General features: G+C 58.1%; 23 protein-coding genes, 2 pseudogenes and 1 riboswitch. Of the genes and pseudogenes, 16 read left to right on the top strand and 9 right to left on the bottom strand.

From position 1 onward, the window contains the following. Positions 1 to 103 precede the first annotated feature (103 nt). The 3 genes from tolC to DSD31_RS03525 all read left to right on the top strand — a co-directional run bounded on the left by tolC (position 104) and on the right by DSD31_RS03525 (position 3,585). Complete coding sequence (gene tolC, locus DSD31_RS03535; RefSeq protein ID WP_032718260.1) at positions 104 to 1,576, top strand: outer membrane channel protein TolC; 1,473 nt, start codon at positions 104 to 106, stop codon at positions 1,574 to 1,576. A 171-nt stretch (positions 1,577 to 1,747) separates the two neighbouring features. Next, positions 1,748 to 2,419: a DUF1190 family protein gene (locus tag DSD31_RS03530; protein WP_004867777.1), complete on the top strand. Its 672-nt coding sequence runs from the start codon at positions 1,748 to 1,750 to the stop codon at positions 2,417 to 2,419. Between the two features lie 5 nt (positions 2,420 to 2,424). Further along, positions 2,425 to 3,585 carry a glutathionylspermidine synthase family protein gene (locus tag DSD31_RS03525; RefSeq protein WP_004867780.1) on the top strand — a complete coding sequence of 387 codons (1,161 nt, stop codon included), beginning with the start codon at positions 2,425 to 2,427 and terminating at the stop codon, positions 3,583 to 3,585. Positions 3,586 to 3,633: 48 nt separating this feature from the next. On the opposite strand, the gene ygiD is transcribed toward DSD31_RS03525, so the two are convergent. Beyond that, positions 3,634 to 4,425 carry a 4,5-DOPA-extradiol-dioxygenase gene (gene ygiD / locus DSD31_RS03520; RefSeq protein ID WP_004867783.1) on the bottom strand — a complete coding sequence of 264 codons (792 nt, stop codon included), beginning with the start codon at positions 4,423 to 4,425 and terminating at the stop codon, positions 3,634 to 3,636. A gap of 194 nt (positions 4,426 to 4,619) precedes the next feature. On the opposite strand from ygiD, the gene zupT reads away from it, so the two are divergent. After that, positions 4,620 to 5,390: a zinc transporter ZupT gene (zupT, locus tag DSD31_RS03515; protein WP_004867785.1), complete on the top strand. Its 771-nt coding sequence runs from the start codon at positions 4,620 to 4,622 to the stop codon at positions 5,388 to 5,390. 57 nt (positions 5,391 to 5,447) lie between these two features. Here zupT and ribB read toward each other — a convergent pair whose 3' ends face one another. After that, entirely contained in the window at positions 5,448 to 6,101 is a 654-nt protein-coding gene (gene ribB / locus DSD31_RS03510; RefSeq protein ID WP_004867787.1) for a 3,4-dihydroxy-2-butanone-4-phosphate synthase, read from the bottom strand. A 105-nt stretch (positions 6,102 to 6,206) separates the two neighbouring features. Next, positions 6,207 to 6,358: riboswitch (FMN riboswitch) on the bottom strand. A gap of 120 nt (positions 6,359 to 6,478) precedes the next feature. Here ribB and ubiK point away from each other — a divergent pair. Next, positions 6,479 to 6,748: a ubiquinone biosynthesis accessory factor UbiK gene (gene ubiK / locus DSD31_RS03505; RefSeq protein ID WP_004867791.1), complete on the top strand. Its 270-nt coding sequence runs from the start codon at positions 6,479 to 6,481 to the stop codon at positions 6,746 to 6,748. A gap of 31 nt (positions 6,749 to 6,779) precedes the next feature. Here ubiK and glgS read toward each other — a convergent pair whose 3' ends face one another. The 4 genes from glgS to DSD31_RS03485 all read right to left on the bottom strand — a co-directional run bounded on the left by glgS (position 6,780) and on the right by DSD31_RS03485 (position 12,901). Further along, on the bottom strand, positions 6,780 to 6,989 hold the full coding sequence (gene glgS / locus DSD31_RS03500; protein WP_004867793.1) for a cell surface composition regulator GlgS: 210 nt from the start codon (positions 6,987 to 6,989) through the stop codon (positions 6,780 to 6,782). 262 nt (positions 6,990 to 7,251) lie between these two features. Continuing rightward, entirely contained in the window at positions 7,252 to 8,685 is a 1,434-nt protein-coding gene (gene hldE / locus DSD31_RS03495; protein WP_015585701.1) for a bifunctional D-glycero-beta-D-manno-heptose-7-phosphate kinase/D-glycero-beta-D-manno-heptose 1-phosphate adenylyltransferase HldE, read from the bottom strand. A gap of 58 nt (positions 8,686 to 8,743) precedes the next feature. Further along, positions 8,744 to 11,581 (bottom strand): bifunctional [glutamate--ammonia ligase]-adenylyl-L-tyrosine phosphorylase/[glutamate--ammonia-ligase] adenylyltransferase, encoded by a 2,838-nt coding sequence (glnE, locus tag DSD31_RS03490; protein ID WP_162786330.1) that lies wholly within the window; start codon positions 11,579 to 11,581, stop codon positions 8,744 to 8,746. A gap of 21 nt (positions 11,582 to 11,602) precedes the next feature. Next, on the bottom strand, positions 11,603 to 12,901 hold the full coding sequence (locus tag DSD31_RS03485; protein ID WP_064359218.1) for a CYTH domain-containing protein: 1,299 nt from the start codon (positions 12,899 to 12,901) through the stop codon (positions 11,603 to 11,605). Positions 12,902 to 13,115: 214 nt separating this feature from the next. Between DSD31_RS03485 and DSD31_RS03480 the strand changes: the two genes are divergently transcribed. Together DSD31_RS03480 and DSD31_RS03475 are read left to right on the top strand one after the other, a co-directional pair. Beyond that, a complete protein-coding gene (locus DSD31_RS03480) occupies positions 13,116 to 13,736 on the top strand; it encodes a TIGR04211 family SH3 domain-containing protein (protein WP_004867804.1) in 621 nt (206 codons plus the stop codon). Between the two features lie 61 nt (positions 13,737 to 13,797). Then, a complete protein-coding gene (locus DSD31_RS03475; protein ID WP_064367909.1) occupies positions 13,798 to 15,039 on the top strand; it encodes a multifunctional CCA addition/repair protein in 1,242 nt (413 codons plus the stop codon). A 27-nt stretch (positions 15,040 to 15,066) separates the two neighbouring features. Here the strand turns inward: DSD31_RS03475 and bacA are convergent, their stop codons facing one another. Both bacA and folB read right to left on the bottom strand, forming a co-directional pair. After that, positions 15,067 to 15,888: an undecaprenyl-diphosphate phosphatase gene (gene bacA / locus DSD31_RS03470; RefSeq protein WP_004867807.1), complete on the bottom strand. Its 822-nt coding sequence runs from the start codon at positions 15,886 to 15,888 to the stop codon at positions 15,067 to 15,069. Between the two features lie 208 nt (positions 15,889 to 16,096). Then, a pseudogene (folB, locus tag DSD31_RS03465) lies at positions 16,097 to 16,490 on the bottom strand (bifunctional dihydroneopterin aldolase/7,8-dihydroneopterin epimerase). 230 nt (positions 16,491 to 16,720) lie between these two features. Here folB and plsY point away from each other — a divergent pair. Continuing rightward, positions 16,721 to 17,341: a glycerol-3-phosphate 1-O-acyltransferase PlsY gene (gene plsY, locus DSD31_RS03460; protein WP_004867810.1), complete on the top strand. Its 621-nt coding sequence runs from the start codon at positions 16,721 to 16,723 to the stop codon at positions 17,339 to 17,341. 213 nt (positions 17,342 to 17,554) lie between these two features. Then, positions 17,555 to 19,021 (top strand): MFS transporter, encoded by a 1,467-nt coding sequence (locus tag DSD31_RS03455; RefSeq protein ID WP_015585698.1) that lies wholly within the window; start codon positions 17,555 to 17,557, stop codon positions 19,019 to 19,021. Between the two features lie 67 nt (positions 19,022 to 19,088). On the opposite strand, the pseudogene DSD31_RS26370 reads toward DSD31_RS03455, so the two are convergent. Then, positions 19,089 to 19,175: pseudogene (locus DSD31_RS26370) on the bottom strand (short-chain dehydrogenase); the annotation flags it as partial. On the opposite strand from DSD31_RS26370, the gene DSD31_RS03450 reads away from it, so the two are divergent. Genes DSD31_RS03450 through ureG form a run of 7 tightly spaced genes read left to right on the top strand, consistent with a single transcriptional unit; the run spans position 19,165 to position 24,132 of the window. After that, a complete protein-coding gene (locus tag DSD31_RS03450; RefSeq protein WP_004867813.1) occupies positions 19,165 to 19,989 on the top strand; it encodes an urease accessory protein UreD in 825 nt (274 codons plus the stop codon). The pseudogene DSD31_RS26370 and the gene DSD31_RS03450 overlap by 11 nt on opposite strands. Positions 19,990 to 19,998: 9 nt before the next feature. Further along, complete coding sequence (locus DSD31_RS03445) at positions 19,999 to 20,301, top strand: urease subunit gamma (protein WP_004867816.1); 303 nt, start codon at positions 19,999 to 20,001, stop codon at positions 20,299 to 20,301. Between the two features lie 9 nt (positions 20,302 to 20,310). Then, positions 20,311 to 20,631 carry an urease subunit beta gene (locus DSD31_RS03440; protein WP_004867818.1) on the top strand — a complete coding sequence of 107 codons (321 nt, stop codon included), beginning with the start codon at positions 20,311 to 20,313 and terminating at the stop codon, positions 20,629 to 20,631. After that, positions 20,624 to 22,327, top strand: coding sequence for an urease subunit alpha (gene ureC, locus DSD31_RS03435; RefSeq protein WP_004867822.1), 1,704 nt, complete (start codon positions 20,624 to 20,626; stop codon positions 22,325 to 22,327). Before DSD31_RS03440 ends, ureC begins: the two co-directional genes overlap by 8 nt. Before the next feature lie 9 nt (positions 22,328 to 22,336). Further along, a complete protein-coding gene (gene ureE / locus DSD31_RS03430; protein WP_004867824.1) occupies positions 22,337 to 22,834 on the top strand; it encodes an urease accessory protein UreE in 498 nt (165 codons plus the stop codon). After that, complete coding sequence (locus DSD31_RS03425) at positions 22,835 to 23,509, top strand: urease accessory protein UreF (RefSeq protein ID WP_004867827.1); 675 nt, start codon at positions 22,835 to 22,837, stop codon at positions 23,507 to 23,509. It abuts the gene before it with no gap. An 8-nt stretch (positions 23,510 to 23,517) separates the two neighbouring features. Further along, complete coding sequence (gene ureG, locus DSD31_RS03420; RefSeq protein ID WP_004867829.1) at positions 23,518 to 24,132, top strand: urease accessory protein UreG; 615 nt, start codon at positions 23,518 to 23,520, stop codon at positions 24,130 to 24,132. Positions 24,133 to 24,208 lie beyond the last annotated feature (76 nt).

The raw sequence follows: 24,208 nt of genomic DNA, 5'->3' as shown, positions 1-24,208 counted from the left end.
GGATGGCACGTAACGCCAACTTTTTACCGCGGCAGACTCGATACAATCAGCAAATATATTTAGAATTTGGGCAGCGCTTTATGCTTCACAACAAGGAATGCAAATGAAGAAACTTTTCCCCATCCTCATCGGTCTGGGCCTGACTGGCTTCAGCGCCATGAGCCAGGCAGAAAACCTGATGCAGGTTTATCAGCAGGCGCGCGTCAGCAACCCTGACCTGCGTAAATCAGCAGCCGATCGTGATGCTGCATTCGAGAAGATCAATGAAGCACGTAGCCCGTTACTGCCTCAGCTTGGTCTGGGCGCAGATTATACTTACACCAATGGCTATCGCGACAGCAACGGCGTGAACTCGAACGTCACCAGCGGCGCGCTGCAGTTAACGCAGACCCTGTTTGATATGTCGAAGTGGCGCGCCCTGACGCTGCAGGAAAAAGCGGCCGGTATTCAGGATGTCACCTATCAGACTGACCAGCAAACGCTGATTCTGAACACCGCGACGGCTTACTTTAACGTCCTCAGCGCGATTGATACGCTTTCCTATACCGAAGCGCAGAAGCAGGCAATTTACCGCCAGTTGGATCAGACCACACAGCGCTTTAACGTAGGCCTTGTGGCGATCACCGACGTGCAGAACGCCCGTTCACAGTACGATTCAGTACTGGCAAACGAAGTGACCGCACGCAACAACCTCGACAACGCGGTAGAAGCGCTGCGCCAGGTAACCGGCAACTACTATCCGGAGCTGGCATCGCTGAACGTTGACGGCTTTAAAACCAACAAACCGCAGACGGTAAATGCGCTGCTGAAGGAAGCGGAAAACCGCAACCTGTCGCTGCTGCAGGCGCGTCTGAACCAGGACCTCGCCCGCGAACAGATTCGCCAGGCGCAGGACGGCCATCTGCCGACCCTGGATTTAACCGCCTCGACCGGGATCTCAAACACCACCTACAACGGTTCAAAAACCAACGATCCAACGCGCTATGGCGACACTGATGCCGGGCAGAACAAAATTGGCCTGAGCTTCTCGCTGCCGCTGTATCAGGGCGGGATGGTGAACTCGCAGGTGAAACAGGCGCAGTACAACTTCGTTGGCGCCAGCGAACAGCTGGAAAGCTCACATCGCAGCGTAGTTCAGACCGTTCGTTCTTCCTTTAATAACATCAACGCCTCTATCAGCAGCATCAACGCCTACAAACAGGCGGTGGTCTCTGCGCAGAGCTCCCTTGATGCGATGGAAGCCGGCTATTCCGTGGGGACGCGTACCATCGTCGACGTCCTGGATGCCACCACCACTCTGTACAACGCGAAGCAGCAGCTCTCCAGCGCACGTTATAACTACCTGATTAACCAGCTGAACATTAAATCTGCGCTCGGTACTCTGAACGAGCAGGATCTGCTGGCGCTGAACAACACGCTGGGCAAACCGGTCTCGACATCACCAGATAGCGTCGCACCGGAAACCCCGCAGCAGGATGCTAACGCTGATGGCTACAGCAGCAATGCAGCCCCGGCGGCAACACCGGCTTCGACCCGCACCACGAAAACCAGCGGCGCGAATCCTTTCCGCCAGTAATCGTCGTTGCGTCATGGCGCTTCGCTTAACGAATTCCGCTAAGCGAAGCGCTAAACGTAAGGCAACGTAAAGATCCCCTCCTTTCCCTCCCTCTTCGCTTCATTTTCCACCACTCATCCTCTATCCTGAGCGTTAACAAACCGCAATACCACTGGGTCCTGGAAGACAAATATGAAACGGACAAAAAATATCAATCATGCCTCGTTCCGTAAAAGCTGGAGCGCGCGCCATCTGACGCCGGTCGCCCTTGCCGTTACGGCCGTATTTATGCTTGCCGGTTGTGAAAAAACCGACGAGACGGTTTCTCTGTACCAAAACGCCGATGACTGCTCTGCAGCCAACCCGGGCAAAAGCGCAGAATGCACCACCGCTTTCAACAACGCGCAGAAGGAAGCGGTACGTACCGCGCCGAAATACGCCACGCGCGAAGATTGCGTCGCTGAATTCGGCGAAGGCCAGTGCCAGCAAACGCCGGCTCAGGCAGGCGTCGCGCCAGAAAACCAGGCGCAGGCACAAAGCAGCGGCAGCTTCTGGATGCCGTTGATGGCAGGCTACATGATGGGCCGTATGATGGGTGGCGGCATGGGCGCACAGCAGCCGCTGTTCAGCTCGAAAAACCCGGCCAGCCCAGCCTATGGTCAGTACACCGATGCCGGCGGTAAGAGCTACGGCGCCGCTCAGCCGGGCCGGACGATGAATGTACCGAAAACGGCGATGGCACCAAAACCCGCCACCACCAGCACCGTCACTCGCGGCGGGTTTGGAGAGTCGGTCGCGAAGCAATCTGCTATGCAGCGCAGCGCTGCAGGCACCAGTTCGACTAAACGCTCAATGGGCGGCTAAATCACATGGAAAGAATCAGCATCACGGAACGCCCGGACTGGCGTGAGAAGGCGACCGAATACGGCTTCAACTTTCATACCATGTATGGCGAGCCGTACTGGAGCGAAGAAGCCTATTACAAACTGACGCTGGCCCAGGTTGAAAAGCTTGAAGAGGTCACCGCCGGGCTGCACCAGATGTGCCTGCAGGCAGTGGAAAAAGTCGTCGCCAGCGATGAGCTGATGGCGAAGTTCCGCATTCCGAAACATACCTGGGGCTTCGTGCGCCAGTCGTGGAAAACCAACCAGCCGTCGCTCTACTCGCGTCTCGATCTGGCATGGGACGGCGTGGGCGAACCGAAGCTGCTGGAGAACAACGCCGATACCCCAACCTCGCTGTATGAAGCCGCCTTCTTCCAGTGGATTTGGCTGGAAGATCAGATCAACGCCGGCCAGCTGCCAGCAGGCAGCGACCAGTTCAACAGCCTGCAGGAAAAGCTGATCGAGCGTTTTTCCGAGCTGCGTGAACAGTTTGGCTTCCAGCTGCTGCATATGGCCTGCTGCCGCGATACCGAAGAAGATCGCGGTACCGTGCAGTATCTGCAGGACTGTGCCGCAGAAGCGGGTGTGGCGACCGAGTTTCTGTATATCGAAGATATCGGCCTGGGTGAAAAAGGTCAGTTTACCGACCTGCAGGATCAGGTGATTGGCAACCTGTTCAAGCTCTACCCGTGGGAGTATATGCTGCGCGAGATGTTCTCTACCAAACTGGAAGACGCGGGCGTACGCTGGCTCGAACCGGCGTGGAAGAGCATCATCTCGAACAAAGCTCTGCTTCCGCTGCTGTGGGAGATGTTTCCGAACCACCCTAATCTGCTGGCGGCTTACTTCAGCGAAGATGCGCATCCGGAGATGGAGAAGTACGTCATTAAGCCGATCTTCTCCCGTGAAGGGGCCAACGTGTCGATCGTGGAAAACGGCAAAGTACTGGAAGCGGTAGAGGGTCCATACGGAGAAGAAGGCACTATCGTGCAGGAGTTCTATCCGCTGCCGAAGTTTGGTGACAGCTACACGCTGATCGGCAGCTGGCTCATCAACGATATGCCCGCCGGGATTGGCGTACGCGAGGATCGGGCGCTGATCACCCAGGATCTGTCGCGTTTCTACCCGCACATTTTCGTCGAATAAGATCTGCCCCGGCCGCGCTAACGCCTGCCGGGGTTTTTCCGCTACCTTCTACGCCCCAATCAGCACCGACAGCATGCTCAGCGATCCCATCTCCATCCCTTCCACCGGAATAGTTATCGGCTCTTCGCCGTCCCAGGTACCCAGAACGTAGAGCAGCGGCAGGAAGTGATCCGCCGTCGGATTAGAAAGCGATCCGCCCTCATGCGCCAGATAGTTCACCAGCGGATGCTCTGCAACCGGTCCCTTCCAGCTCAGGTTGGTCTTGACGTAGTCATTAAATGATTCCGCCCACGGGTAAGGCGTGCTCTCGCCATGCCAGCGTGCCGTTCTCAGGTTATGCACCACGTTACCGCTCGCCACCAGCATGATACCTTCATCGCGTAGCGCCGCCAGCTTACGTCCCATTTCCATATGCCAGGCTGCCGGTTTGGTGCTGTCGATGCTCAGCTGCACCATCGGGATATCCGCATCGGGGTACATTTTTATCAGCACGCCCCATGAGCCATGATCGAAGCCCCAGGCTTCTTTATCCAGGGTCACGGGCACCGGCGCCAGCAGCTCAACCAGACGCTGCGCCAGTTCAGGAGAACCGGGAGCCGGGTAATGCGTATCGTACAGCGCCTGCGGGAAGCCGCCAAAATCGTGGATCGTCTTCGGCGTTTCCATAGCCGTGACTCCGGTACCGCGAGTAAACCAGTGCGCAGAGACTACAACGATAGCTTTTGGCCGCGGCAATGTTTCGCCCAGCTGCCGCCAGGCGCGGGTATAGACGTTATCTTCCAGCACGTTCATCGGGCTGCCGTGGCCTAAAAACAACGCTGGCATTCGGGTACGGGACATGGTGATATCCTTAAACAGAGGAATTGTGATGCCTCAACATTACGCTTTTTTGCATCAGGATAAACTCAGATAAGCATGATGATGATCGTCAGAAAATTTGAATGTAATTCGCTGTAAAGGGTCGCATCGCCCTCTCGTCGTGAGCTGATAATCTGGATATCATTAATGATAATCATTATCAAAGGAAATGAATAATGTCGTCACCCTTAATATTGACGCTGCTGGCGGGTAGCGCCACATTCATCGGGGCTATTTTTGGCGTCCTGGGTCAGAAGCCATCCAACCGGCTGCTGGGATTTTCCCTGGGCTTTGCCGCGGGTATCATGCTGCTTATCTCGCTGATGGAGATGCTGCCCGCCGCGCTGAACGCGGAGGGCATGTCGCCGCTGCTCGGTTACGGCATGTTTGTCATCGGCCTGCTGGGATACTTTGCGCTTGACCGTATGCTGCCCCACGCGCATCCGCAGGATCTAATGTCGCCGGGTATGCCGCGTCCGCGTAACCTCCGCCGAACCGCCATGTTGTTGACTCTGGGCATCAGCCTGCACAACTTTCCGGAAGGGATCGCCACCTTTGTAACGGCCAGTAATAACCTCGAGCTGGGCATGGGCGTCGCGCTGGCGGTCGCTTTACACAATATTCCCGAGGGGCTGGCGGTGGCCGGGCCGGTTTATGCCGCCACCGGTTCACGGTATAAGGCGGTACTCTGGGCAGGGCTTTCCGGTATGGCGGAAATTCTCGGCGGCCTGCTGGCCTGGCTGATCCTCGGAAACCTGGTGTCACCGGTCATGATGGGCGCCATTATGGCCGCCGTTGCCGGGATCATGGTGGCGCTGTCGGTCGATGAGCTGATGCCGCTGGCAAAAGAGATCGATCCGCAGAGCAACCCAAGCTATGGCGTACTGTGCGGCATGTCGGTGATGGGATTAAGTCTGGTTGCGCTGCAGGCAATGGGCATTGGCTGATGGCAAAAACAACAAAGCCCACGCTGAGGTGGGCTTTGTCTTGAGGCGGGGCCAGAATCAGCTGGCTTTGCGCTCATGTGCGCGGCGATAGGCCACCAGATCTTCAATGGTGACCACGGCCATATTCTGCTTCTGTGCGAACGCAATGCACTCTGGCGCCCGCGCCATAGTGCCATCGTCGTTCGTCAGTTCACACAGCACGCCAGCCGGCTTAAAGCCCGCCAGCGTCACCAGATCGATGGTCGCTTCAGTATGACCACCGCGGGTCAACACGCCGCCCGGCTGCGCACGCAGCGGGAAGACATGGCCTGGACGGTTGAGATCGGAAGGTTTAGCGCCGTCGGCAATGGCCGCGCGCACGGTGGTCACGCGGTCAGCGGCGGAAACGCCGGTGGTGACGCCTGCTGCAGCTTCGATGGTCACGGTAAAACCGGTGCCGTATGCGCTGGTGTTGTTTTCCACCATCATCGGCAGGTCAAGCTGCTTACGGCGTTCATCGGTCAGGCACAGGCAGACAATGCCGCTGCCGTGGCGAATGGTCAGCGCCATCTGCTCAACGGTCATGGTTTCAGCGGCGAAAATCATGTCGCCTTCGTTTTCACGGTCTTCATCATCAAGCACCATCACACCGCGGCCTTCGCGCAGTGCATTTAAAGCGTGTTCCACACGTTCAAAAGCGGTACCAAAAGAGGAAAGGAGCGTCTGATTCATGGTAAATAAACCTCATTAAAATTATGGTTACCAGAATCAGGGCAGTCTTAGGAGCGCCGGTTTAGCGGCAAAAGTCAACGCAAGCGGATCGAAACCCGACTGAGCCGTTACTCTCTCCCATCCGGACTTTAACCGTCGGCCCCGGAATTACACCGGATCTGCTGACCTTTCTGCTGTTGCAGAAAGCGCTCGCGGGCTTTCAACGCCATGGTTGATTTACCGCCGGTGGGGAATTTCGCCCCGCCCTGAGAATAAGCGAGATCACTATAACGCTATTGATTATCATCGGCAATGCATAAGCTTCAAACATTTCTGGTTTATAGGCAGCGTCGATCGCACTACAATGAGCGATAAATCGACCAGAGCAGGAAACCACCATGATTGACCCGAAAAAAATTGAACAAATCGCCCGCCAGGTCCATGAATCGATGCCGAAAGGCCTTCGCGATCTTGGGGAAGATGTCGAGAAAAAGATCCGTCAGGTACTCCAGTCACAGCTGACCCGCCTGGATTTGGTCAGTCGCGAAGAGTTTGATGTGCAGACGCAGGTGCTGCTGCGCACCCGCGAAAAACTGGCGCTGCTGGAGCAGCGAATCAGCGATCTGGAAAGCCGCGCGGCCGCCCCGACCGTCGAAGAGAAGCAGTAAAAAATAACGGGCCCTCAGGCCCGTTGTTGTTTCAGTGTTCTAGCTCTGGTTCCGACGCTGCCTCTTCACTCACCTGACGGCAGTAGAGCTCATACCGTTGGCAAAACCATTCACGATGATCTTCATCCATATTGCCGACTATAGCCTGGAGATCAACGGAGTGTCCTTGTGCATGCATTCTGGCGAAACTCAGGGCCAGAAAATCAAAGTTCTTCATTGAATACAGTTCGTGATGATTCATCCGCATACTCCTTCAGCCGTGTGTGTTCTGATTGGTCATATGCTTTCTACTGACTTCAGTATTTATACTTACGCTAACGCTTTCTGTACGAAAAATGCGCTCAAATCGCCTGTTTATTGCGCTGAATCATCTCTGTCATCAATAAATAAAAAAAAGCCGGCGATCTGACGATCGTCGGCTATTTTTGTCGGACGTTATCCGGGTTTCTTCGGCCTCGCGATACGCAACCCGCTCCCCCAGGACGCCCGCCCGGCGCGACAAATTACTTACCGCTGTCTTTCTGGATCTTCTTAATGATGTTGGTCGTAGAGCAACCATCTTCAAAGTTCAGCACCAGAACGTCGCCGCCGTTCGCCCAGACTTCCTCGCTACCCGCGATATCTTCCGGCTTATAGTCGCCGCCTTTGACCAGCAGGTCCGGCAGAATGCCGGCAATCAGGCGCTGCGGCGTATCCTCTTCAAATGAGACGACCCAGTCGACGGCTTCCAGCGCGCCGAGCACGATCATACGCTGCTCCAGCGGGTTAACCGGACGAGACTCGCCTTTCAGACGTTTGGTCGACGCATCGCTGTTGACCGCAACGATCAGGCGATCGCCGAGCTTGCGCGCATTAGCCAGATAAGAGACGTGGCCCGCGTGCAGAATGTCAAACACGCCGTTGGTCATCACCACTTTCTCGCCGCGCTTACGCGCCGCCGCAACGGCCTGTTTCAGTTCATCTTCGTTCATCACGCCGAACCCGGTCTCCGCGCGCCCGCGCACGGCGTTTTCCAGTTCGATAGGTGAAACGGTGGATGTCCCCAGCTTGCCGACCACGACGCCGGCCGCCGCGTTGGCAAAGTAGCACGCCTCTTCCAGAGTGTTGCCGGAGGCCAGCGTCGCCGCCAGCACGCCAATGACCGTATCGCCGGCACCGGTGACGTCATACACTTCTTGCGCCTGAGTCGGCATATGCAGCGGCGGACGGCCCGGCTGCAACAGCGTCATCCCCTGCTCGGAACGAGTCACCAGCAGCGCAGAGAGTTCGAAATCCGCAATAATTTTCAGGCCGCGTTCGACAATATCCGCTTCGTCTTTGCACTTGCCCGCTACGGCTTCAAATTCGGAGAGGTTCGGCGTCAGCAGCGTGGCGCCGCGATAGCGTTCAAAATCGGTGCCTTTCGGATCGATCAGCACCGGTACGCCGGCATCGCGCGCCAGCTTAATCATGGTCTGCACGCTGGCCAGCGCGCCTTTTGCATAATCGGACAATACCAGCGCCCCGATGGTACCCAGCGCCTGCTGAATGCGGTCGTGCATGGGCTGCGGATCGACGCCGGAGAATCCCTCTTCGAAATCCAGGCGGATCAGCTGCTGGTTGCGCGACAGCACGCGCAGCTTGGTGATAGTCGGGTGAGTCGGCACGGAGACAAAATCGCACTTCACGTTGACATCCGCCAGCGCCTTACTGAGCGCACGCGCTGCGTCATCAATCCCGGTCAGGCCAACCAGGCGAGAGGTCGCACCGAGAGAGGCGATGTTCATCGCCACGTTTGCCGCACCGCCGGGACGCTCTTCGATATTTTCCACCTTGACCACCGGTACCGGGGCTTCGGGGGAAATACGGCTGGTGGGACCATACCAGTAGCGGTCCAGCATGACATCGCCAACCACCAACACTCCTGCACGTTCAAACTCCGGCAGCGTTACTTTCATGACTCTCTCCTGCGAGATACAAACTTTGCGCGCGATAATAGCACACCCGGTTTTTTAGTTAAGCCATCAACCACTTCTGCCAGCTGGCGCTCACCTGCTGACGTTCATGGGTAAAGGCGTCCGGGGCGACGTTCCCCGGCTGTTCCTGCAACGCCAGATGATGCAGCGCATCGCGCAGCGTGGTGTACGCATGGGTCAACGCCTGCGCTTCTTCATCATCCATAATGTCGTTTTGCGCCAGCAGTTCCAGAATGCGCACGTTATCAGACCAGCGCGTCAGCTTCGGTTTATCGTGCGCATAGCGTAGGACCAGATACTGGGTAATAAATTCAATGTCGGTAATGCCCCCGGCATCGGCTTTAATATCAAAGCGATCCCGATGCTTATTGCCGAGATGGGCGCGCATTTTCTCCCGCATTTCCCGCACTTCGGTCTGCAGCGTCGCCCCTTCACGCGGCGTGCTGAGGATATCGCGTCGGATGGTATCAAAACGCTCCTGCAGCGCCGGATCGCCATAGACTACGCGGGCACGCACCAGGGCCTGATGTTCCCAGGTCCAGGCCTCATTCTTCTGGTAGTCGGCAAACGCATCGGCAGTGGTGACCAGCATACCCGCCGCACCAGACGGACGTAAGCGAGCATCCACTTCGTAGAGAATCCCTGAAGAGGTGCGGGTGCTGAAGAGGTGCATAATGCGCTGGGCCAGGCGCAGATAGAACTGGCGACCGTCGATTTCGCGCTCCCCGTCGGTCATCACCTCCATCGGACAATCATGCAGGAACACCAGGTCAAGGTCAGAACTGTAGCCCAGCTCCCAGCCCCCCAGTTTCCCGTAACCGACGACCGCAAAACCACGCCCCTGACGGTCATGCAGGTGCGTCGGCTGGCCATAACGCGCCACCATCTGCATCCACGCCTGCTGGACCACCGCATCAATCATCGCTTCGGCCAGCCAGGTTAAGTGATCGCTCACTTTCATTACCGGCAGCGTACCGGCAATATCGGCGGCGGCAATATGCAGCAGCTGCGCCTGCTTAAACTGGCGCAGCGCCTCCAGCTGCTGCTCTTCGTCCTCTTCCGGCACCCGCAGCAGATACTGACGTAGCTCATCGCGATAGGCATCGGTCGCCGTCGGTTGATACAGCGTATTGGGATCCAGCAGTTCATCCAGCAGCAGCGGATGGCGCGCCAGCTGACTGGCAACCATCGGCGAAGCGGCGCAGAGGCTAATCAGATGTTTCAACGCACCGGGAAACTCGCTGAGCAATTCCAGGTAGGTGGTTCGGGTGACGATACCGGTCAACAGCGGTGTAATCCGCGCCAACGGCACCGGCGCATCGGCCCGCGAACACACTTCGCTGAGCAGATGCGGCATCAGCTGATCCAGCACCTGGCGCCCGCGCGGGCCGATAGTGCGTTTATCCAGCTCTTTACGAAAATCGGCAATCAGCGCCAGCACACTGCGACGGTCGTCATCCGCAAGATGGGCCAGCGCCGGGCTGGCGTCATCCTCTTCCAGCGCATCCTGCCACAACTCACGCCAGTACTCCTCCAGCTGCTCATCCGGTGATTGCGCTTCATCATCGCCAATCAGGTCGTTGAACACTCGCCGTACGCTGGCCATTTTCTCTTCCAGCTGCGCGGTCAGCGTTTCCCAGTCATCAACATGCATCCCCCACGCCAGGCGAGCGCGATTAAGCGCATCCTGCGGCAAAGTTTGCGTCTGCTCGTCATTGATGCTTTGCAGCAGGTTTTCCAGGCGACGTAAGAACAGGTAGGCATCACGCAACCGGGCAGCATCGCCTTCCGGCAGCAGGTGCAGCTCATCGATCGCCGCCAGCGTCGGAAGCAGCGCCCGTAGCTGGAGCGCCGGTTCGCGTCCTCCGCGGATCAGCTGGAAGACCTGTACGATAAATTCGATTTCGCGGATACCGCCCGCACCGAGCTTGATATTGTCCTTCAGCCCGCGACGACGAACTTCACGGGCAATCATCCCCTTCATATTACGCAGCGACTGGATCACGCTGAAGTCGATGTAGCGACGGAAGACGAAGGGCCGCAGCATGGCGCGCAGTTCGTTGGCATAGGTGCCTTCGTTATCGCCCATGATCCGCGCTTTGACCATCGCGTAGCGCTCCCAGTCGCGCCCTTGTTCCTGATAGTAATCTTCCAGCGCGGCAAAGCTCAGCACCAGCGGCCCGCTGTCGCCGAAGGGGCGCAGGCGCATATCAACGCGATAAACAAAGCCATCCTGCGTCGGCTGGTCGAGGACTTTAATCAGCCGCTGCCCGAGGCGGGTAAAGAACTGCCCGTTATCCAGCTCGCGGCGTCCGCCGCGGGTTGCGCCATGTTCAGGCCAGGCAAAAATCAGATCGATGTCCGACGAGAAATTGAGTTCGCCTCCGCCCAGTTTCCCCATCCCGAGGATCAGCAGCGGCTGCGCTTTACCTTCGGCACTGGTAGGGGTTCCCCATTCGTTACAGCAGGCGGTGTAAAGCCAGTCGCGGGCGGCGACAATCAGCGTCTCCGCCAGCGCGCTTAGCTGCTGCAAACTGCTCTCTTCACTGACCAGCGACAGCGCTTGTGCCCAGGCGATGCGCACCATGATCCGGCGGCGAAACAGGCGCAGCTCACGCATCAGCGTCGCTTCGTCGTTGACACCGGCCAGGGCGGCCTGTAGCCAGTCGGCATAGTGACGCCACTCCTGCGCCTCGGGGGGCGAGTTTTCAAGCTCGGTCAGCCACTGCGGCTGCGCCACCAGACTCTGCTGGACGAAATCGCTGAACGCCATCACCGACTGCGCCTGCGGACTTAACGTGGATAATGGAAAATCCGCCGGCAGTCGGTCTATAACCGTCTGCCAGTGCTGCTGTAACTGTGAAGAAAGCGGCATTATAGGGGTCTCCCTGGCCTGAAATTATCGTTTTCCACTATGCAGCCAGAATGGCTCCGCGGCCAGCGCCTGGCGGCGGAAATATTCAATGACGCTGCGATCTTTGTGCTCAATAGCGCGACGGACTTCCAGCCAGTTCTCCAGCCAGGAGGCCGCAGCATCGGCATAGGCGCCGGCGAGCAGCTGAATGCAGTCTATGTCGCGGGCCAGACGCGGCAGCTGGCCGTCGTAATCGTCCCCCAGCGTCTGCTGGAACGCATTTTTTAACTCCGCCGCCGCCCGCGAAAGCTGGATATCGGCGAAACGTTTAAAAGAGCCGGCGATCTTCTTCTGCGCGTTCTCATTTAAAAAGGCGCGCCAGCTACGGCTCACCAGCCATTCGGTCAACGCGAGCTTCGCGCTGACTGCGGCAATGCTGAACAGCGCCGCCGGATCCTTTCCAGCCTCCGTCAGGGCAGCTTCCGCTTCCCCAAGCTGTTCGCGCAGCTGCGCGGTGGCCTTACGCGGCACGATACCGCCAAACAGCACCAGCGCATGACGTATCCGGGCGATGGCGCGAAGGATTTCCCCTTTTGCCATCGGATTACCGCGGCTCCAGACCTCGTCATGATAGAGCCAGTGCGCCAGCGCGTTTTCCAGCGACGCCTCCAGACCCTGCTCTACGCTGGCTTTTGGCGCCACCTGCAGAACGCCGAATGGCTGCACCGGGCGCGCATCGTTCCCCTGGGCAAGATGGTAGCCGCGCGCCGCTTTGCTGAGACTTCCCTGGCGCAGCACGCCGGTTTCCAGCAGACGACGGGCGAGCGCCAGCACATCCTCCGTCTTACCAGAGAGCAGTTCCAGCTCCAGCTCGCGAATCGCCTCCTGATGCTCGGGGGTTTTCACCTCCCCGCGATCGAGCGCAATTTCAATCTGGCTCTCCCCTTCGCTGACCACCCATTTTTCACGTTCAAAATCGGTACTGAACAGCGGCTGTACGTTTTGCGCCAGATCCGCGGGCAGTTCGCCCTGCGGCCAGACTTCGGCAGGCAGGCGTTCCAGCGCCAGTTCCGGGCTTGCCAGCGGGATGTTGAATTCCGGACGCTGATGCAATCCGCCCACCACGCGCCCGGCGATTTTCAGGGTCATTTCATACTGACCGCGATCGCCACGGATGCGCAGTCCCATATCGTGACGGCGCAGCCAGTTATCCGCCGTTTCATAGTAAATATTGAGCAATTGACCCGCAGGCGTGTGCTGGGCATTAAGCGCGTTAAGGTGCTGGCGCAGTGTTTCCACGCCGCTGTCGGAGACGATAAATTTTAATTCGATTTCTTGAGCCATGACTGAATTCTTCCGCTTCTTTGCGCTGCCGGGAAAATACGGCGAACTATCGCCGATATTTTTTGTCAGTAGATAGTATTTTGCGGCGATTCTCCATGCAATGCGCATTTTGCCGGGCCACCTCCCGGATGTTTCCGATTGTGGCAGAAAACTTTGCGTCGCTATGGCGATGCCACTACTATCGTTCAACTTTTTATGATCAAACGATGACCTGATGCCAAAATTACGCCTTATCACTTTTACTTTGCTGGCGCTCAGCGCCGCCACGGCGGTTCATGCAGAAGAAAAACGCTATGTTTCTGATGAACTGAACACCTGGGTTCGCACGGGGCCGGGCGATAATTATCGTCTTCAGGGCACCATTAACGCCGGGGAAGAAGTTTCTCTGCTGCAGACCAATGACAGCACCGGTTATGCCCAGATCCGCGACGGCAACGGCCGTACCGCGTGGATTCCGCTGAAAGAGCTGAGCACCGAGCCCAGCCTGCGCACCCGCGTGCCGGATCTGGAAAATCAGGTGAAAACCCTGACCGACAAACTCAATAACATCGACACCACCTGGAATCAGCGCACCGCCGACATGCAGAAAAAGGTCGCCGGCAGCGATACCGTCATCAACGCGCTGAAAGATGAAAACCAAAAGCTGAAAAATGAGCTGGTTGTCGCCCAGAAGAAGGTGAATGCCGCGAATCTGCAGCTGGATGATAAGCAGCGCACTATTATCATGCAGTGGTTTATGTACGGCGGCGGCGTGCTTGGCGTCGGACTGCTGCTCGGTCTGGTGCTGCCGCATCTGGTCCCGAGCCGTAAACGTAAAGACCGGTGGATGAACTAATTCGTCTTCTCTGCCAGACTTACGTATCATCTTGAGCAAAGTGGATACGGGAGAGTCAGGCGTGAAGATTTATCTGGTCGGTGGTGCAGTTCGGGATGCGTTATTAGGGCTACCGGTCAAAGACAGAGATTGGGTCGTGGTTGGCGCCACGCCTGAGCAGTTGCTTGAGGCGGGCTACCAGCAGGTAGGCCGCGATTTCCCCGTATTTCTGCACCCGAAAAGCCGGGAAGAGTATGCTCTGGCACGTACCGAGCGTAAATCAGGCTCCGGCTACACCGGTTTTACCTGCTATGCCGCCCCGGACGTCACGCTGGAACAGGATCTGCTGCGCCGCGATCTGACGGTTAATGCGCTGGCTCAGGATGCCGATGGCCTGATTATCGATCCCTACGGCGGCCAGGCCGATTTGCGTCTGCGCCTGCTGCGCCACGTCTCACCCGCCTTCAGCGAAGACCCGCTGCGCGTTCTGCGCGTGGCGCGCTTCGCCGCCCGCTATGCCCACCTGGGCTTCCGTATTGCCGACGAAACAATGGCGCTGATGCGCGCCATGGCCGACGCCGGCGAACTGGCGCATCTGACGCCAGAACGGGTCTGGAAGGAGACGGAAAACGCCCTTGGCACCCGTAATCCCCAGGTCTTTTTCCAGACCTTACGCGACTGCCACGCGCTCGGCGTGCTGTTCCCGGAAATTGACGCGCTGTACGGCGTTCCGGCACCGGCTAAATGGCACCCGGAAATCGACACCGGTGTACATACGCTGATGACTCTGACGATGGCGGCAATGCTGTCGCCGGAGATTGACGTTCGCTTTGCAACGCTATGTCACGATCTCGGCAAAGGGCTGACGCCAAAAGCGCTCTGGCCGCGCCATCACGGCCACGGTCCGGCAGGCGTCAGGCTGGTCGAGCAGCTCTGCGCCCGTCTGCGCGTACCGAACGACATTCGCGATCTGGCGAAGCTGGTCGCCGAATTCCACGACCTGATTCATACCCTGCCAATACTGCAGCCCAAAACGCTGGTCAAACTGTTTGATAATATCGACGCCTGGCGTAAGCCGCACCGGGTCATGCAAATCGCCTTAACCAGCGAAGCCGATGTGCGCGGACGTACCGGATTCGAAGCCCGCGATTATCCGCAGGGACGCCTGCTGCTTGAAGCCTGGGAGGTCGCCCAATCGGTCTCTACGAAAGAGGTGGTTGCTCAGGGCTTTAAAGGGCCGGAGATTCGTGAGGAGCTGACGCGGCGCCGCATACTGGCGGTCGCGAAGTGGAAGGAAGAGCGCTGCCCTCAGCCTTGCGACTGAGGGCCCGGTTTTACCGGCGCTGAAAACTCAGAAGAAGATAACGTAAACCACTGCCGCGACGACAAAACGGTAGATGGCAAACGGGATAAACGAAATACGTTTAATCAGCTGCAGGAAGGTTTTAATCGCGATCAGCGCCACGATGAACGCCATAATAAAGCCGACGGCAAACATCGGAATATCGCTGGCGTTGAGGAAACCGATGCTCTTATACACATCCAGCACGGTCGCCCCCATCATCATCGGCACCGCCAGCAGGAAGGAGAACTCTGACGCCGCATAGCGGCTTACGCCCATCAGCATCCCACCGGAAATGGTCGCACCGGAGCGAGAGAAACCGGGCCACAGCGCCAGGCACTGGAAGCAGCCGATGATAAATGCCTGGCGATAGGTCATATCATCAATACCGACGGCACGCGGCTGTTTTGGCTTCAGCACTTCCGCCGCGATCAGCAGCAGGCCACCCACGATCAGCGCATACATGACGTTGACCGGGTTGAACAACGATTTGATGGTATCGTGGAACAACAGACCCAGCACCACCGCCGGAACCATCCCTAATAAAATATGAATCAGCGATAAACGGCCGCTTCCCTGACCTTCATGTTCCGGTGGTTTACCGAAATGAATACCGATCAGACCAAACAGACGACGCCAGAACATGACGACAACGGCAAGAATAGAACCTAACTGAATGACCACCTCAAAAGTATTTGCCGTCTCGCCTTCAAAGCCCAGCAGATGGCCGACAATAATCATATGGCCAGTACTGGAAACAGGTAAAAATTCCGTTAACCCTTCAACCACACCCAATATTGCCGCCACCAGCAGCGAGTGTATATCGCTCATCCAATAAACCCTTTAAAAGTAAAATGAAAAAACCAGATACGCTGAACCATTCCATCAGGTGATATTGATGCGGCCAGTCTGGAGACGGACGGCGCAGGAAATCGGAGCGTACACGGAGTACGCGTAAATTTCGAGTGCTGTCCTGACCCTGAGCGGCAATTAAATATCCCGATAGCCGGATCCTGTGACCGGTATAAACGCAATTTGTTTAACGAGTATGACCTGAAAAGTTTTGTTTCAGATTAAGGCTACGTCCGACTGCGCTCGATAATCACGCCCACGTTTGCCGCCCGGGCAACGGCGCCCGGTTTGCTGACTTTAATCCGCACCCACGGCGAGGGGAATTTTTCCAGCAGCAGATCGGCAATCTCTTCCGCGACACGTTCCACCAGCGCAAAACGTCCGCCTTCAACGTGACCAATCACCAGCTCGCTGATATCAGCATAGCTGAGGCAATCATTGACATCATCGCTGCTCGCCGCTTTGCGGTTGTCCCACGCCATTTCGATATCGAACACCAGCTTCTGTTCAATGGTTTGTTCCCAGTCGTAAACACCGATAGTGGTGATTACCGAAAGTTGCTCTATAAATACAATATCCATCACGACCTGCCTGCTTTTTGGCTAAACCGGATACCACTTCCGGCGAATTATGCGTATTATCCACAGATGCAAAGACATCCCCTAAATAATTCGCATTGCAGGAAAGCAGCGGCGCAGCAAGCGTTCTGGCTCCATGCACGCTCCGATGACGGCACGAAAGAAGTGCGCCAGCGCATCAGCGACGCGAAGGATAGCGGGGACAAAACGACATTTTCAAAATGGAACAGCTGATGAGTGCAATCGCGCCTGGACTGGTTATCCTTGCCTACCTCTGCGGCTCAATTTCCAGCGCCATTCTGGTGTGTCGTCTCGCTGGCCTGCCCGATCCTCGCGATAGCGGTTCCGGCAATCCTGGGGCGACAAACGTACTACGAATTGGCGGCAAGGGAGCAGCCGTAACGGTTCTTATTTTTGATGTGCTCAAAGGCATGCTGCCCGTCTGGGGTGCCTGGGCGCTCGGCCTGACGCCTTTCTGGCTGGGTCTGGTCGCCATTGCGGCCTGCGTAGGCCATATCTGGCCGGTATTCTTTAACTTCCGCGGTGGTAAGGGCGTGGCGACCGCTTTCGGCGCAATCGCGCCCATCGGCTGGGATTTGACCGGCGTCATGGCGGGTACCTGGCTGCTGACCATCCTGCTCAGCGGCTATTCCTCGCTCGGGGCTATTGTCAGCGCGCTGATTGCCCCTTTCTACGTCTGGTGGTTCAAACCGCAGTATACCTTCCCGGTTTCTATGCTCTCCTGCCTGATTCTGCTGCGCCATCACGACAATATTCAGCGTCTGTGGCGGCGCCAGGAAACCAAAATCTGGGCCCGGCTGAAAAAGAACAAAAAAACGCCTGAGCAGAAATAATCTGGCGCCCGGTGGCGCGCGCCGGGCCCCCTTTATCCCGACATTCTCTCTGAATTACCCTTTTTGGCAGCCAATCCTCCTGAACTCACCGGCCAGAAAAAGATAATCATTTCACAACAATCACTTAGCTATGTCTTATAACCAAAAATAATTTATCCCTGCCTGCCGCGATGTTTACTCTGAATCCTTTATAAGACAGCACAGAACAACATCATGACAGACGTAATCAACGCGGCTCCGGTCGCAGCGGCGGGGTCGCCTGGCGGGGAAGTACAGTGGATACGCGGCGCCGCTGACGTATCGCGTTTAATCAATGAGGGCAGCAGCGGGCGTACCAATGCGCGGATTGTTATGGGTATCGCCCTCGGCGGTATCTTTCTCGATGCCTACGATCTTGGCTCCCTGGCCTTTGGCCTGAAAGACATTACCCGTGAATTCAACCTGACGCCCGCCGGCACCGGCATGGTGGCCTCAGCCATCACCTTCGGCGCCATCGTCGGCGCGCTGCTGGGCGGCTACCTGACGGATAAAATCGGCCGCTACCGCGTCTTCATGGCCGATATGCTGTTTTTTGTGGTGGCAGCGATCGCCTGCGCGCTGGCCCCCAACGAATACGTGCTGACCGGCGCCCGTTTTGTCATGGGCCTCGGCGTCGGTATCGATCTGCCGGTGGCGATGGCCTTCCTGAGTGAGTTCTCAAAGCTTAAGGGGCCGGGCAACAAAGCGGCCAGCGTCGCCATGTGGTGCCCGACGTGGTACGCCGCTATCAGTATTTCATATCTGCTGGTGCTCTTGTTCTATGCCGTACTGCCGGAAAGCCACAGCGACTGGCTGTGGCGGCTGATTCTGGGCTTCGGCGCGGTTCCTGCGCTGGTGATTATCGCCATTCGCAGCCGCTATATGAGCGAGTCGCCGGTGTGGGCCGCCAATCAGGGCAACCTGCGTGAAGCGGCCGCCATTCTGCGCAAGGCCTATAACATCAACGCCCACGTGGCGCAGGACGCGCTGGATAACCCGACGCCGGTGGTGAAAAAAGCGCAGTGGAGCAACTATTTCCGTCTGTTCCAGGGCGTCTATCTGCGGCGGACCACCCTCGCTACGCTGCTGTCGGTCGTCTCTTCCTTTGCCTATAACGCCGTCGCCTTCGGCCTGCCGGTGATTATCTCCAGCTTCTTTGTTCAGTCGATGCTGACCACGATTGTGATCTCCCTGGCGCTGAACCTGCTCTTTGCTTTCGTCGGCGGCCTGCTGGCAGTGCGGCTGGTGCCGCGCTTAGGGGCATGGAAGATGTCGCTGGCGGGCTACAGTTGCCAGCTGGCGGCGCTGCTGGGACTGGCGCTGATCGGCCGCCCGCACGGCGCGGGCGAAGGCATCGCGGCCGTGGCGATGCTGGCGCTGTTCCTGTTCGGCCAGGGGTTTGGCCCCGGCGCCCACACCATGACCTTTGCTTCGCTGAGCTATCCAACTTCGCTGCGCGGTGTCGGTGTCGGCCTGAACCAGACTCTGATGCGCAGCAGCTCAACCCTGTCGCTGTTCCTCTTCCCGCTGCTGGTTGCGGCCCTGGATACCCAGGTCTTTTGGATTATCGCCGCCGCGCCGCTGATTGGCCTGCTGTCGCTGCTCGCGATTCGCTGGGAACCGTCGGGTTATGACATTGACGCCGAAGATTATCAGGCGTAATAATCTTTTCGCTAAACGGCCGCCGCACAGGCGGCTGTTTTCTTGTTTTTAATTCATAAGCTTTTCATATGATCGAGATACTTTCGCGCCGATCAATACTCATCGCTGCTGTTTTATCTTGATTTTGCAGGGGCGTAACAACATTGCACAGCACCGTGTTACCAGAGAATAAAAAAGGCTGGCAGGCTACGCTGGACCTTCATTTTCAACATCGCGGCGGCAAAACGGTACTCACCTCCGCCCGTCATGTCGGTCCGCTCACCGTCCAGCGTCCCTTTTATCCTGAAGACGATACCTGTCATCTCTACTTACTCCACCCGCCGGGCGGGATTGTCGGTGGTGACGAGCTAACGATTCGCGCCGCTCTCGATAGCGGCTGCCACACGTTAATCACCATGCCCGGTGCCAGTAAGTTTTACCGCAGCAGCGGCGCGCAGGCTCATTTACATCAGCGCCTGACGCTGGCGGAACGCTCGACGCTGGAGTGGCTGCCGCAGGACGCGATTTTCTTTCCCGGCGCCCGCGCCCGTCTGCATACCGCCTTTCATCTTTGCCCTTCCAGCACGCTACTGGCCTGGGATCTGCTGTGCCTGGGCCGCCCGGTCATCGGTGAAAGCTTTAGCCATGGCGCCCTCAGCAATCGTCTTGAAGTATGGATGGATGATGCCCCGCTGCTCATTGAACGCCTGCATCTGGCCGACGGACGTCTGGCCAGCGTGGCGCAGTACCCGTGGGTCGGTACTCTGCTGTTCTATCCCGCCAGTGAAGCCCTGCTTGACGGCGTGCGGGAACGACTCACGACGCTGGGCAATTATGCTGGCGCCACGCTGACTGACGGCCTGCTGACGGTGCGCTTTTTAAGTGACGATAACTTACTTTGCCAGCGGGCGATGCGTGATATCTGGCAGTTTATGCGACCGCATCTGACCGGAAAGTCCCCGGTCCTTCCCCGAATCTGGTTGACCTGAGAGAACGCTATGGAACTGACCCCCAGAGAGAAAGACAAGCTGCTGTTGTTTACCGCCGCACTGGTGGCGGAACGTCGCCTGGCCCGCGGCCTGAAGCTGAACTACCCGGAAGCCGTGGCCTTAATCAGCGCCTTTATTATGGAAGGCGCCCGCGACGGTAAAAGCGTCGCGGCGCTGATGGAAGAAGGCCGCCACGTGTTAAGCCGCGAACAGGTCATGGAGGGCGTACCCGAAATGATCCCCGACATCCAGGTCGAGGCCACCTTCCCGGATGGCTCGAAGCTGGTCACCGTCCACAACCCGATTATCTGAGGTTTCGCGATGATCCCAGGTGAATATAAGGTGCAGCCCGGACAGATAGCTCTGAACGTTGGCCGCGCCACCCGCAGCATTATCGTTGAGAATCATGGCGACCGGCCGATTCAGGTTGGATCGCATTACCATTTTGCCGAGGTCAACCCGGCGCTGAAATTTGATCGGGCGCAGGCCACCGGCTATCGCCTGAACATCGCCGCCGGCACCGCAGTCCGCTTTGAGCCAGGGCAAAAACGTGAAGTAGAGTTGGTGGCGCTCGCCGGTCGTCGCGCGGTATACGGCTTTCGCGGCGACGTGATGGGAAATCTGGAGGCAAACAATGAGTGATATTTCACGTCAGGCCTATGCCGACATGTTTGGCCCCACCACCGGCGATAAAGTGCGCCTGGCGGACACCGAACTGTGGATCGAGGTCGAAGACGATCTGACCACCTACGGCGAAGAGGTCAAGTTCGGCGGCGGGAAGGTCATCCGTGACGGTATGGGCCAGGGACAAATGCTCGCTGACGACTGTGTCGATCTGGTGCTGACCAATGCGCTGATCGTCGATCACTGGGGGATCGTCAAAGCCGACATTGGTGTCAAAGAGGGGCGTATTGTCGCAATCGGCAAAGCGGGTAATCCCGATATCCAGCCTGACGTCACTATCCCCATTGGCGCGGCGACGGAGGTTATTGCCGCCGAAGGTAAGATAGTCACCGCCGGCGGCGTCGATACCCACATCCACTGGATCTGCCCGCAGCAGGCGGAAGAGGCGCTGGTCTCCGGCGTCACCACCATGGTCGGCGGCGGAACGGGCCCCGCCGCGGGGACACACGCCACCACCTGTACACCGGGGCCGTGGTACATCTCGCGGATGCTACAGGCCGCGGACAGTCTGCCGGTGAATATTGGTCTGCTGGGCAAAGGCAACGGCTCAAACCCGGACGCGCTACGCGAACAGGTTGCGGCAGGCGTTATCGGCCTGAAAATTCATGAAGACTGGGGCGCCACGCCGGCCGCCATCAACTGCGCGCTGACGGTCGCCGACGAAATGGATATTCAGGTGGCGCTGCACAGCGACACCCTGAATGAATCGGGTTTTGTTGAAGATACGCTGGCGGCGATTGCCGGACGGACGATCCACACTTTCCATACCGAAGGTGCCGGCGGCGGCCATGCGCCGGATATTATTACCGCCTGCGCACACCCCAATATTTTGCCCTCCTCCACCAACCCGACGCTGCCCTACACCGTCAATACCATTGACGAACATCTCGATATGCTGATGGTCTGCCACCATCTCGATCCGGATATTGCGGAAGACGTGGCGTTTGCCGAATCCCGCATCCGCCGGGAAACCATTGCGGCAGAAGATGTTCTGCACGATCTCGGCGCCTTCTCTCTGACCTCTTCCGATTCGCAGGCGATGGGGCGCGTGGGCGAAGTCGTTCTGCGTACCTGGCAGGTGGCGCATCGGATGAAGGTGCAGCGCGGGCCGCTGGCGGAAGAACGCGGCGATAACGACAACTTCCGCGTGAAGCGCTATATCGCCAAGTACACCATTAACCCGGCGCTGACCCACGGTATCGCCCATGAAGTCGGCTCGATTGAAGTGGGCAAACTGGCGGATCTCGTGCTGTGGTCCCCGGCGTTTTTCGGCGTTAAGCCGGCCACGGTGATCAAGGGCGGTATGATCGCCATTGCCCCGATGGGCGACATCAACGCCTCGATTCCGACGCCACAGCCGGTGCACTACCGCCCGATGTTCGGCGCGCTGGGCAGCGCTCGCCATCACTGTCGCCTCACCTTCCTGCCGCAGGCGGCGGTCGACAGTGGCGTGGCGCAGCGTCTGAATCTGCAGAGCGCCACGGCGGTGGTGAAAGGCTGCCGGACGGTACAAAAGACCGACATGATCCATAACGGCCTGCAGCCCAATATCACCGTCGACGCGCAAACCTATGAAGTGCGCATCGATGGCGAACTGATCACCAGCGAACCGGCAGATGTCCTGCCGATGGCGCAACGTTATTTTCTGTTTTAAGGAGTCCGGATGCTCTATCTGACCCAACGAGTGGATTCACCTGGCAAACTGACCGCCAGCCTTACGCTGCCGATCGATGTGCGGGTGAAAAGTCGTATCAAAGTCACCCTCAACGACGGTCGCGAAGCCGGTTTGTTGTTGCCGCGCGGCCTGCTGCTACGCGGCGGGGATGTGCTCAGCAATGAAGACGGCAGCGAGTTTGTGCAAATTATCGCCGCAGATGAAGGCGTGTCCGTGGTGCATTGCGACGATCCGTTCACCCTGGCGAAAGCCTGCTATCACCTCGGCAACCGCCACGTTCCGCTGCAAATCATGCCCGGAGAGCTGCGCTATCACCACGATCATGTGCTGGACGATATGCTGCGCCAGTTCGGCCTGGAGGTCACTTTCGCGCATCTGCCGTTTGAACCGGAAGCCGGCGCCTACGCCAGCGAAAGCCACGGCCACAGCCACGGTCATAGTCACGATCATGGCCACGATCATCATCATCACGAGCACAGTCACTAAATGCCAACGCCGGAAAAACGCCTGCGGTTGATGCAGCTGGCCAGCAGCAACCTGCCGGTCGGCGGCTATAGCTGGTCGCAAGGTCTGGAATGGGCAGTCGAAGCAGGCTGGGTACCCGATGCCGCCGCTTTTGAACGCTGGCAGCAGCAGCAGATGGAACAGAGCTTTTTTACCGTCGATCTTCCTCTGTTCGCCCGGCTGTATCGGGCATGCGAAAACGACGATCTGCCGTCAGCACAGCGCTGGACCGCCTGGCTGCTCGCCTGCCGTGAGACCCGCGAACTGCGTGAAGAAGAGCGTAATCGCGGCACGGCATTTGCCCGCCTGCTGGCCGACTGGCAGCCGGACTGCCCGCCGGCGTGGCGCGGTTTGTGCCGGCAAAGCCAGCTCGCCGGCATGGCGTGGCTCGGCGTGCGTTGGCAAATCGCACTTCCCGACCTGGCGCTGAGCCTTGGCTACAGCTGGATCGAAAGCGCGGTCATGGCGGGCGTTAAGCTGGTTCCCTTCGGCCAGCAGGCGGCCCAGCAGCTGATTTTACGCCTGTGCGATCGCTACGCGGCGGATATGGCCTGCGCCCTTGCGGCGCCGGATAGCGCGATAGGTTCCTCCACGCCGCTGGCCGCCATTGCTTCCGCCCGGCATGAAACTCAGTATTCCCGATTATTCCGTTCCTAGGAGAGAGTATGCATAACTACAAACACCCGCTGCGCGTCGGCGTCGGCGGCCCGGTCGGTTCCGGGAAAACGGCCCTGCTGGAAGCGCTGTGTAAAGCCATGCGTGACAGCTGGCAGTTAGCCGTCGTCACCAACGACATCTACACCAAAGAAGATCAGCGTATTCTCACCGAAGCGGGCGCGCTGGCGCCGGAGCGCATCGTCGGCGTCGAAACCGGCGGATGTCCGCATACCGCGATCCGCGAAGACGCGTCGATGAACCTGGCGGCGGTAGAAGCGCTGAGCGAAAAATTCGGCAACCTCGATCTGATCTTTGTGGAAAGCGGCGGCGATAACCTGAGCGCCACCTTCAGTCCGGAGCTGGCGGATCTGACCATCTACGTCATTGACGTTGCGGAAGGGGAAAAGATCCCGCGCAAAGGGGGGCCGGGGATCACGAAGTCGGACTTCCTGGTGATCAACAAAACCGACCTTGCACCGTATGTGGGCGCGTCGCTGGAGGTGATGGAGCGCGATACGATGCGTATGCGCGGCGAGCGCCCGTGGACCTTTACCAACCTGAAAAGCGGCGATGGCCTGAACAACATCATCGCCTTCCTTGTCGACAAAGGTATGCTGCGCTAAAACGTTCCTGCACCATCCGGACGCGCCCGCGCCCGGATGGTGCATTCGACGCCCTCTTTTTATCCCCCCCTCCCCC

It is taken from the genome of Klebsiella sp. X13 (assembly GCF_003323835.1).
Lineage (GTDB): Bacteria > Pseudomonadota > Gammaproteobacteria > Enterobacterales > Enterobacteriaceae > Klebsiella > Klebsiella ornithinolytica.
The sequence above is the reverse complement of the archived record's forward strand: the minus strand, read 5'-3'. Positions and strand labels throughout refer to the sequence as shown.

What these genes read in the sequence shown, in the direction of transcription:
- plsY (WP_004867810.1), top strand. Translation starts at nt 16,721, where the DNA reads ATGAGTGCAATCGCGCCTGGACTGGTTATCCTTGCCTACCTCTGCGGC.
- hldE (WP_015585701.1), bottom strand. Translation starts at nt 8,685, where the DNA reads ATGAAAGTAACGCTGCCGGAGTTTGAACGTGCAGGAGTGTTGGTGGTT.
- ribB (WP_004867787.1), bottom strand. Translation starts at nt 6,101, where the DNA reads ATGAATCAGACGCTCCTTTCCTCTTTTGGTACCGCTTTTGAACGTGTG.
- DSD31_RS03440 (WP_004867818.1), top strand. Translation starts at nt 20,311, where the DNA reads ATGATCCCAGGTGAATATAAGGTGCAGCCCGGACAGATAGCTCTGAAC.
- ureC (WP_004867822.1), top strand. Translation starts at nt 20,624, where the DNA reads ATGAGTGATATTTCACGTCAGGCCTATGCCGACATGTTTGGCCCCACC.
- zupT (WP_004867785.1), top strand. Translation starts at nt 4,620, where the DNA reads ATGTCGTCACCCTTAATATTGACGCTGCTGGCGGGTAGCGCCACATTC.
- bacA (WP_004867807.1), bottom strand. Translation starts at nt 15,888, where the DNA reads ATGAGCGATATACACTCGCTGCTGGTGGCGGCAATATTGGGTGTGGTT.
- ureG (WP_004867829.1), top strand. Translation starts at nt 23,518, where the DNA reads ATGCATAACTACAAACACCCGCTGCGCGTCGGCGTCGGCGGCCCGGTC.
- DSD31_RS03530 (WP_004867777.1), top strand. Translation starts at nt 1,748, where the DNA reads ATGAAACGGACAAAAAATATCAATCATGCCTCGTTCCGTAAAAGCTGG.
- DSD31_RS03425 (WP_004867827.1), top strand. Translation starts at nt 22,835, where the DNA reads ATGCCAACGCCGGAAAAACGCCTGCGGTTGATGCAGCTGGCCAGCAGC.
- ureE (WP_004867824.1), top strand. Translation starts at nt 22,337, where the DNA reads ATGCTCTATCTGACCCAACGAGTGGATTCACCTGGCAAACTGACCGCC.
- ubiK (WP_004867791.1), top strand. Translation starts at nt 6,479, where the DNA reads ATGATTGACCCGAAAAAAATTGAACAAATCGCCCGCCAGGTCCATGAA.
- tolC (WP_032718260.1), top strand. Translation starts at nt 104, where the DNA reads ATGAAGAAACTTTTCCCCATCCTCATCGGTCTGGGCCTGACTGGCTTC.
- DSD31_RS03485 (WP_064359218.1), bottom strand. Translation starts at nt 12,901, where the DNA reads ATGGCTCAAGAAATCGAATTAAAATTTATCGTCTCCGACAGCGGCGTG.
- DSD31_RS03525 (WP_004867780.1), top strand. Translation starts at nt 2,425, where the DNA reads ATGGAAAGAATCAGCATCACGGAACGCCCGGACTGGCGTGAGAAGGCG.
- glgS (WP_004867793.1), bottom strand. Translation starts at nt 6,989, where the DNA reads ATGAATCATCACGAACTGTATTCAATGAAGAACTTTGATTTTCTGGCC.
- ygiD (WP_004867783.1), bottom strand. Translation starts at nt 4,425, where the DNA reads ATGTCCCGTACCCGAATGCCAGCGTTGTTTTTAGGCCACGGCAGCCCG.
- DSD31_RS03455 (WP_015585698.1), top strand. Translation starts at nt 17,555, where the DNA reads ATGACAGACGTAATCAACGCGGCTCCGGTCGCAGCGGCGGGGTCGCCT.
- DSD31_RS03480 (WP_004867804.1), top strand. Translation starts at nt 13,116, where the DNA reads ATGCCAAAATTACGCCTTATCACTTTTACTTTGCTGGCGCTCAGCGCC.
- DSD31_RS03445 (WP_004867816.1), top strand. Translation starts at nt 19,999, where the DNA reads ATGGAACTGACCCCCAGAGAGAAAGACAAGCTGCTGTTGTTTACCGCC.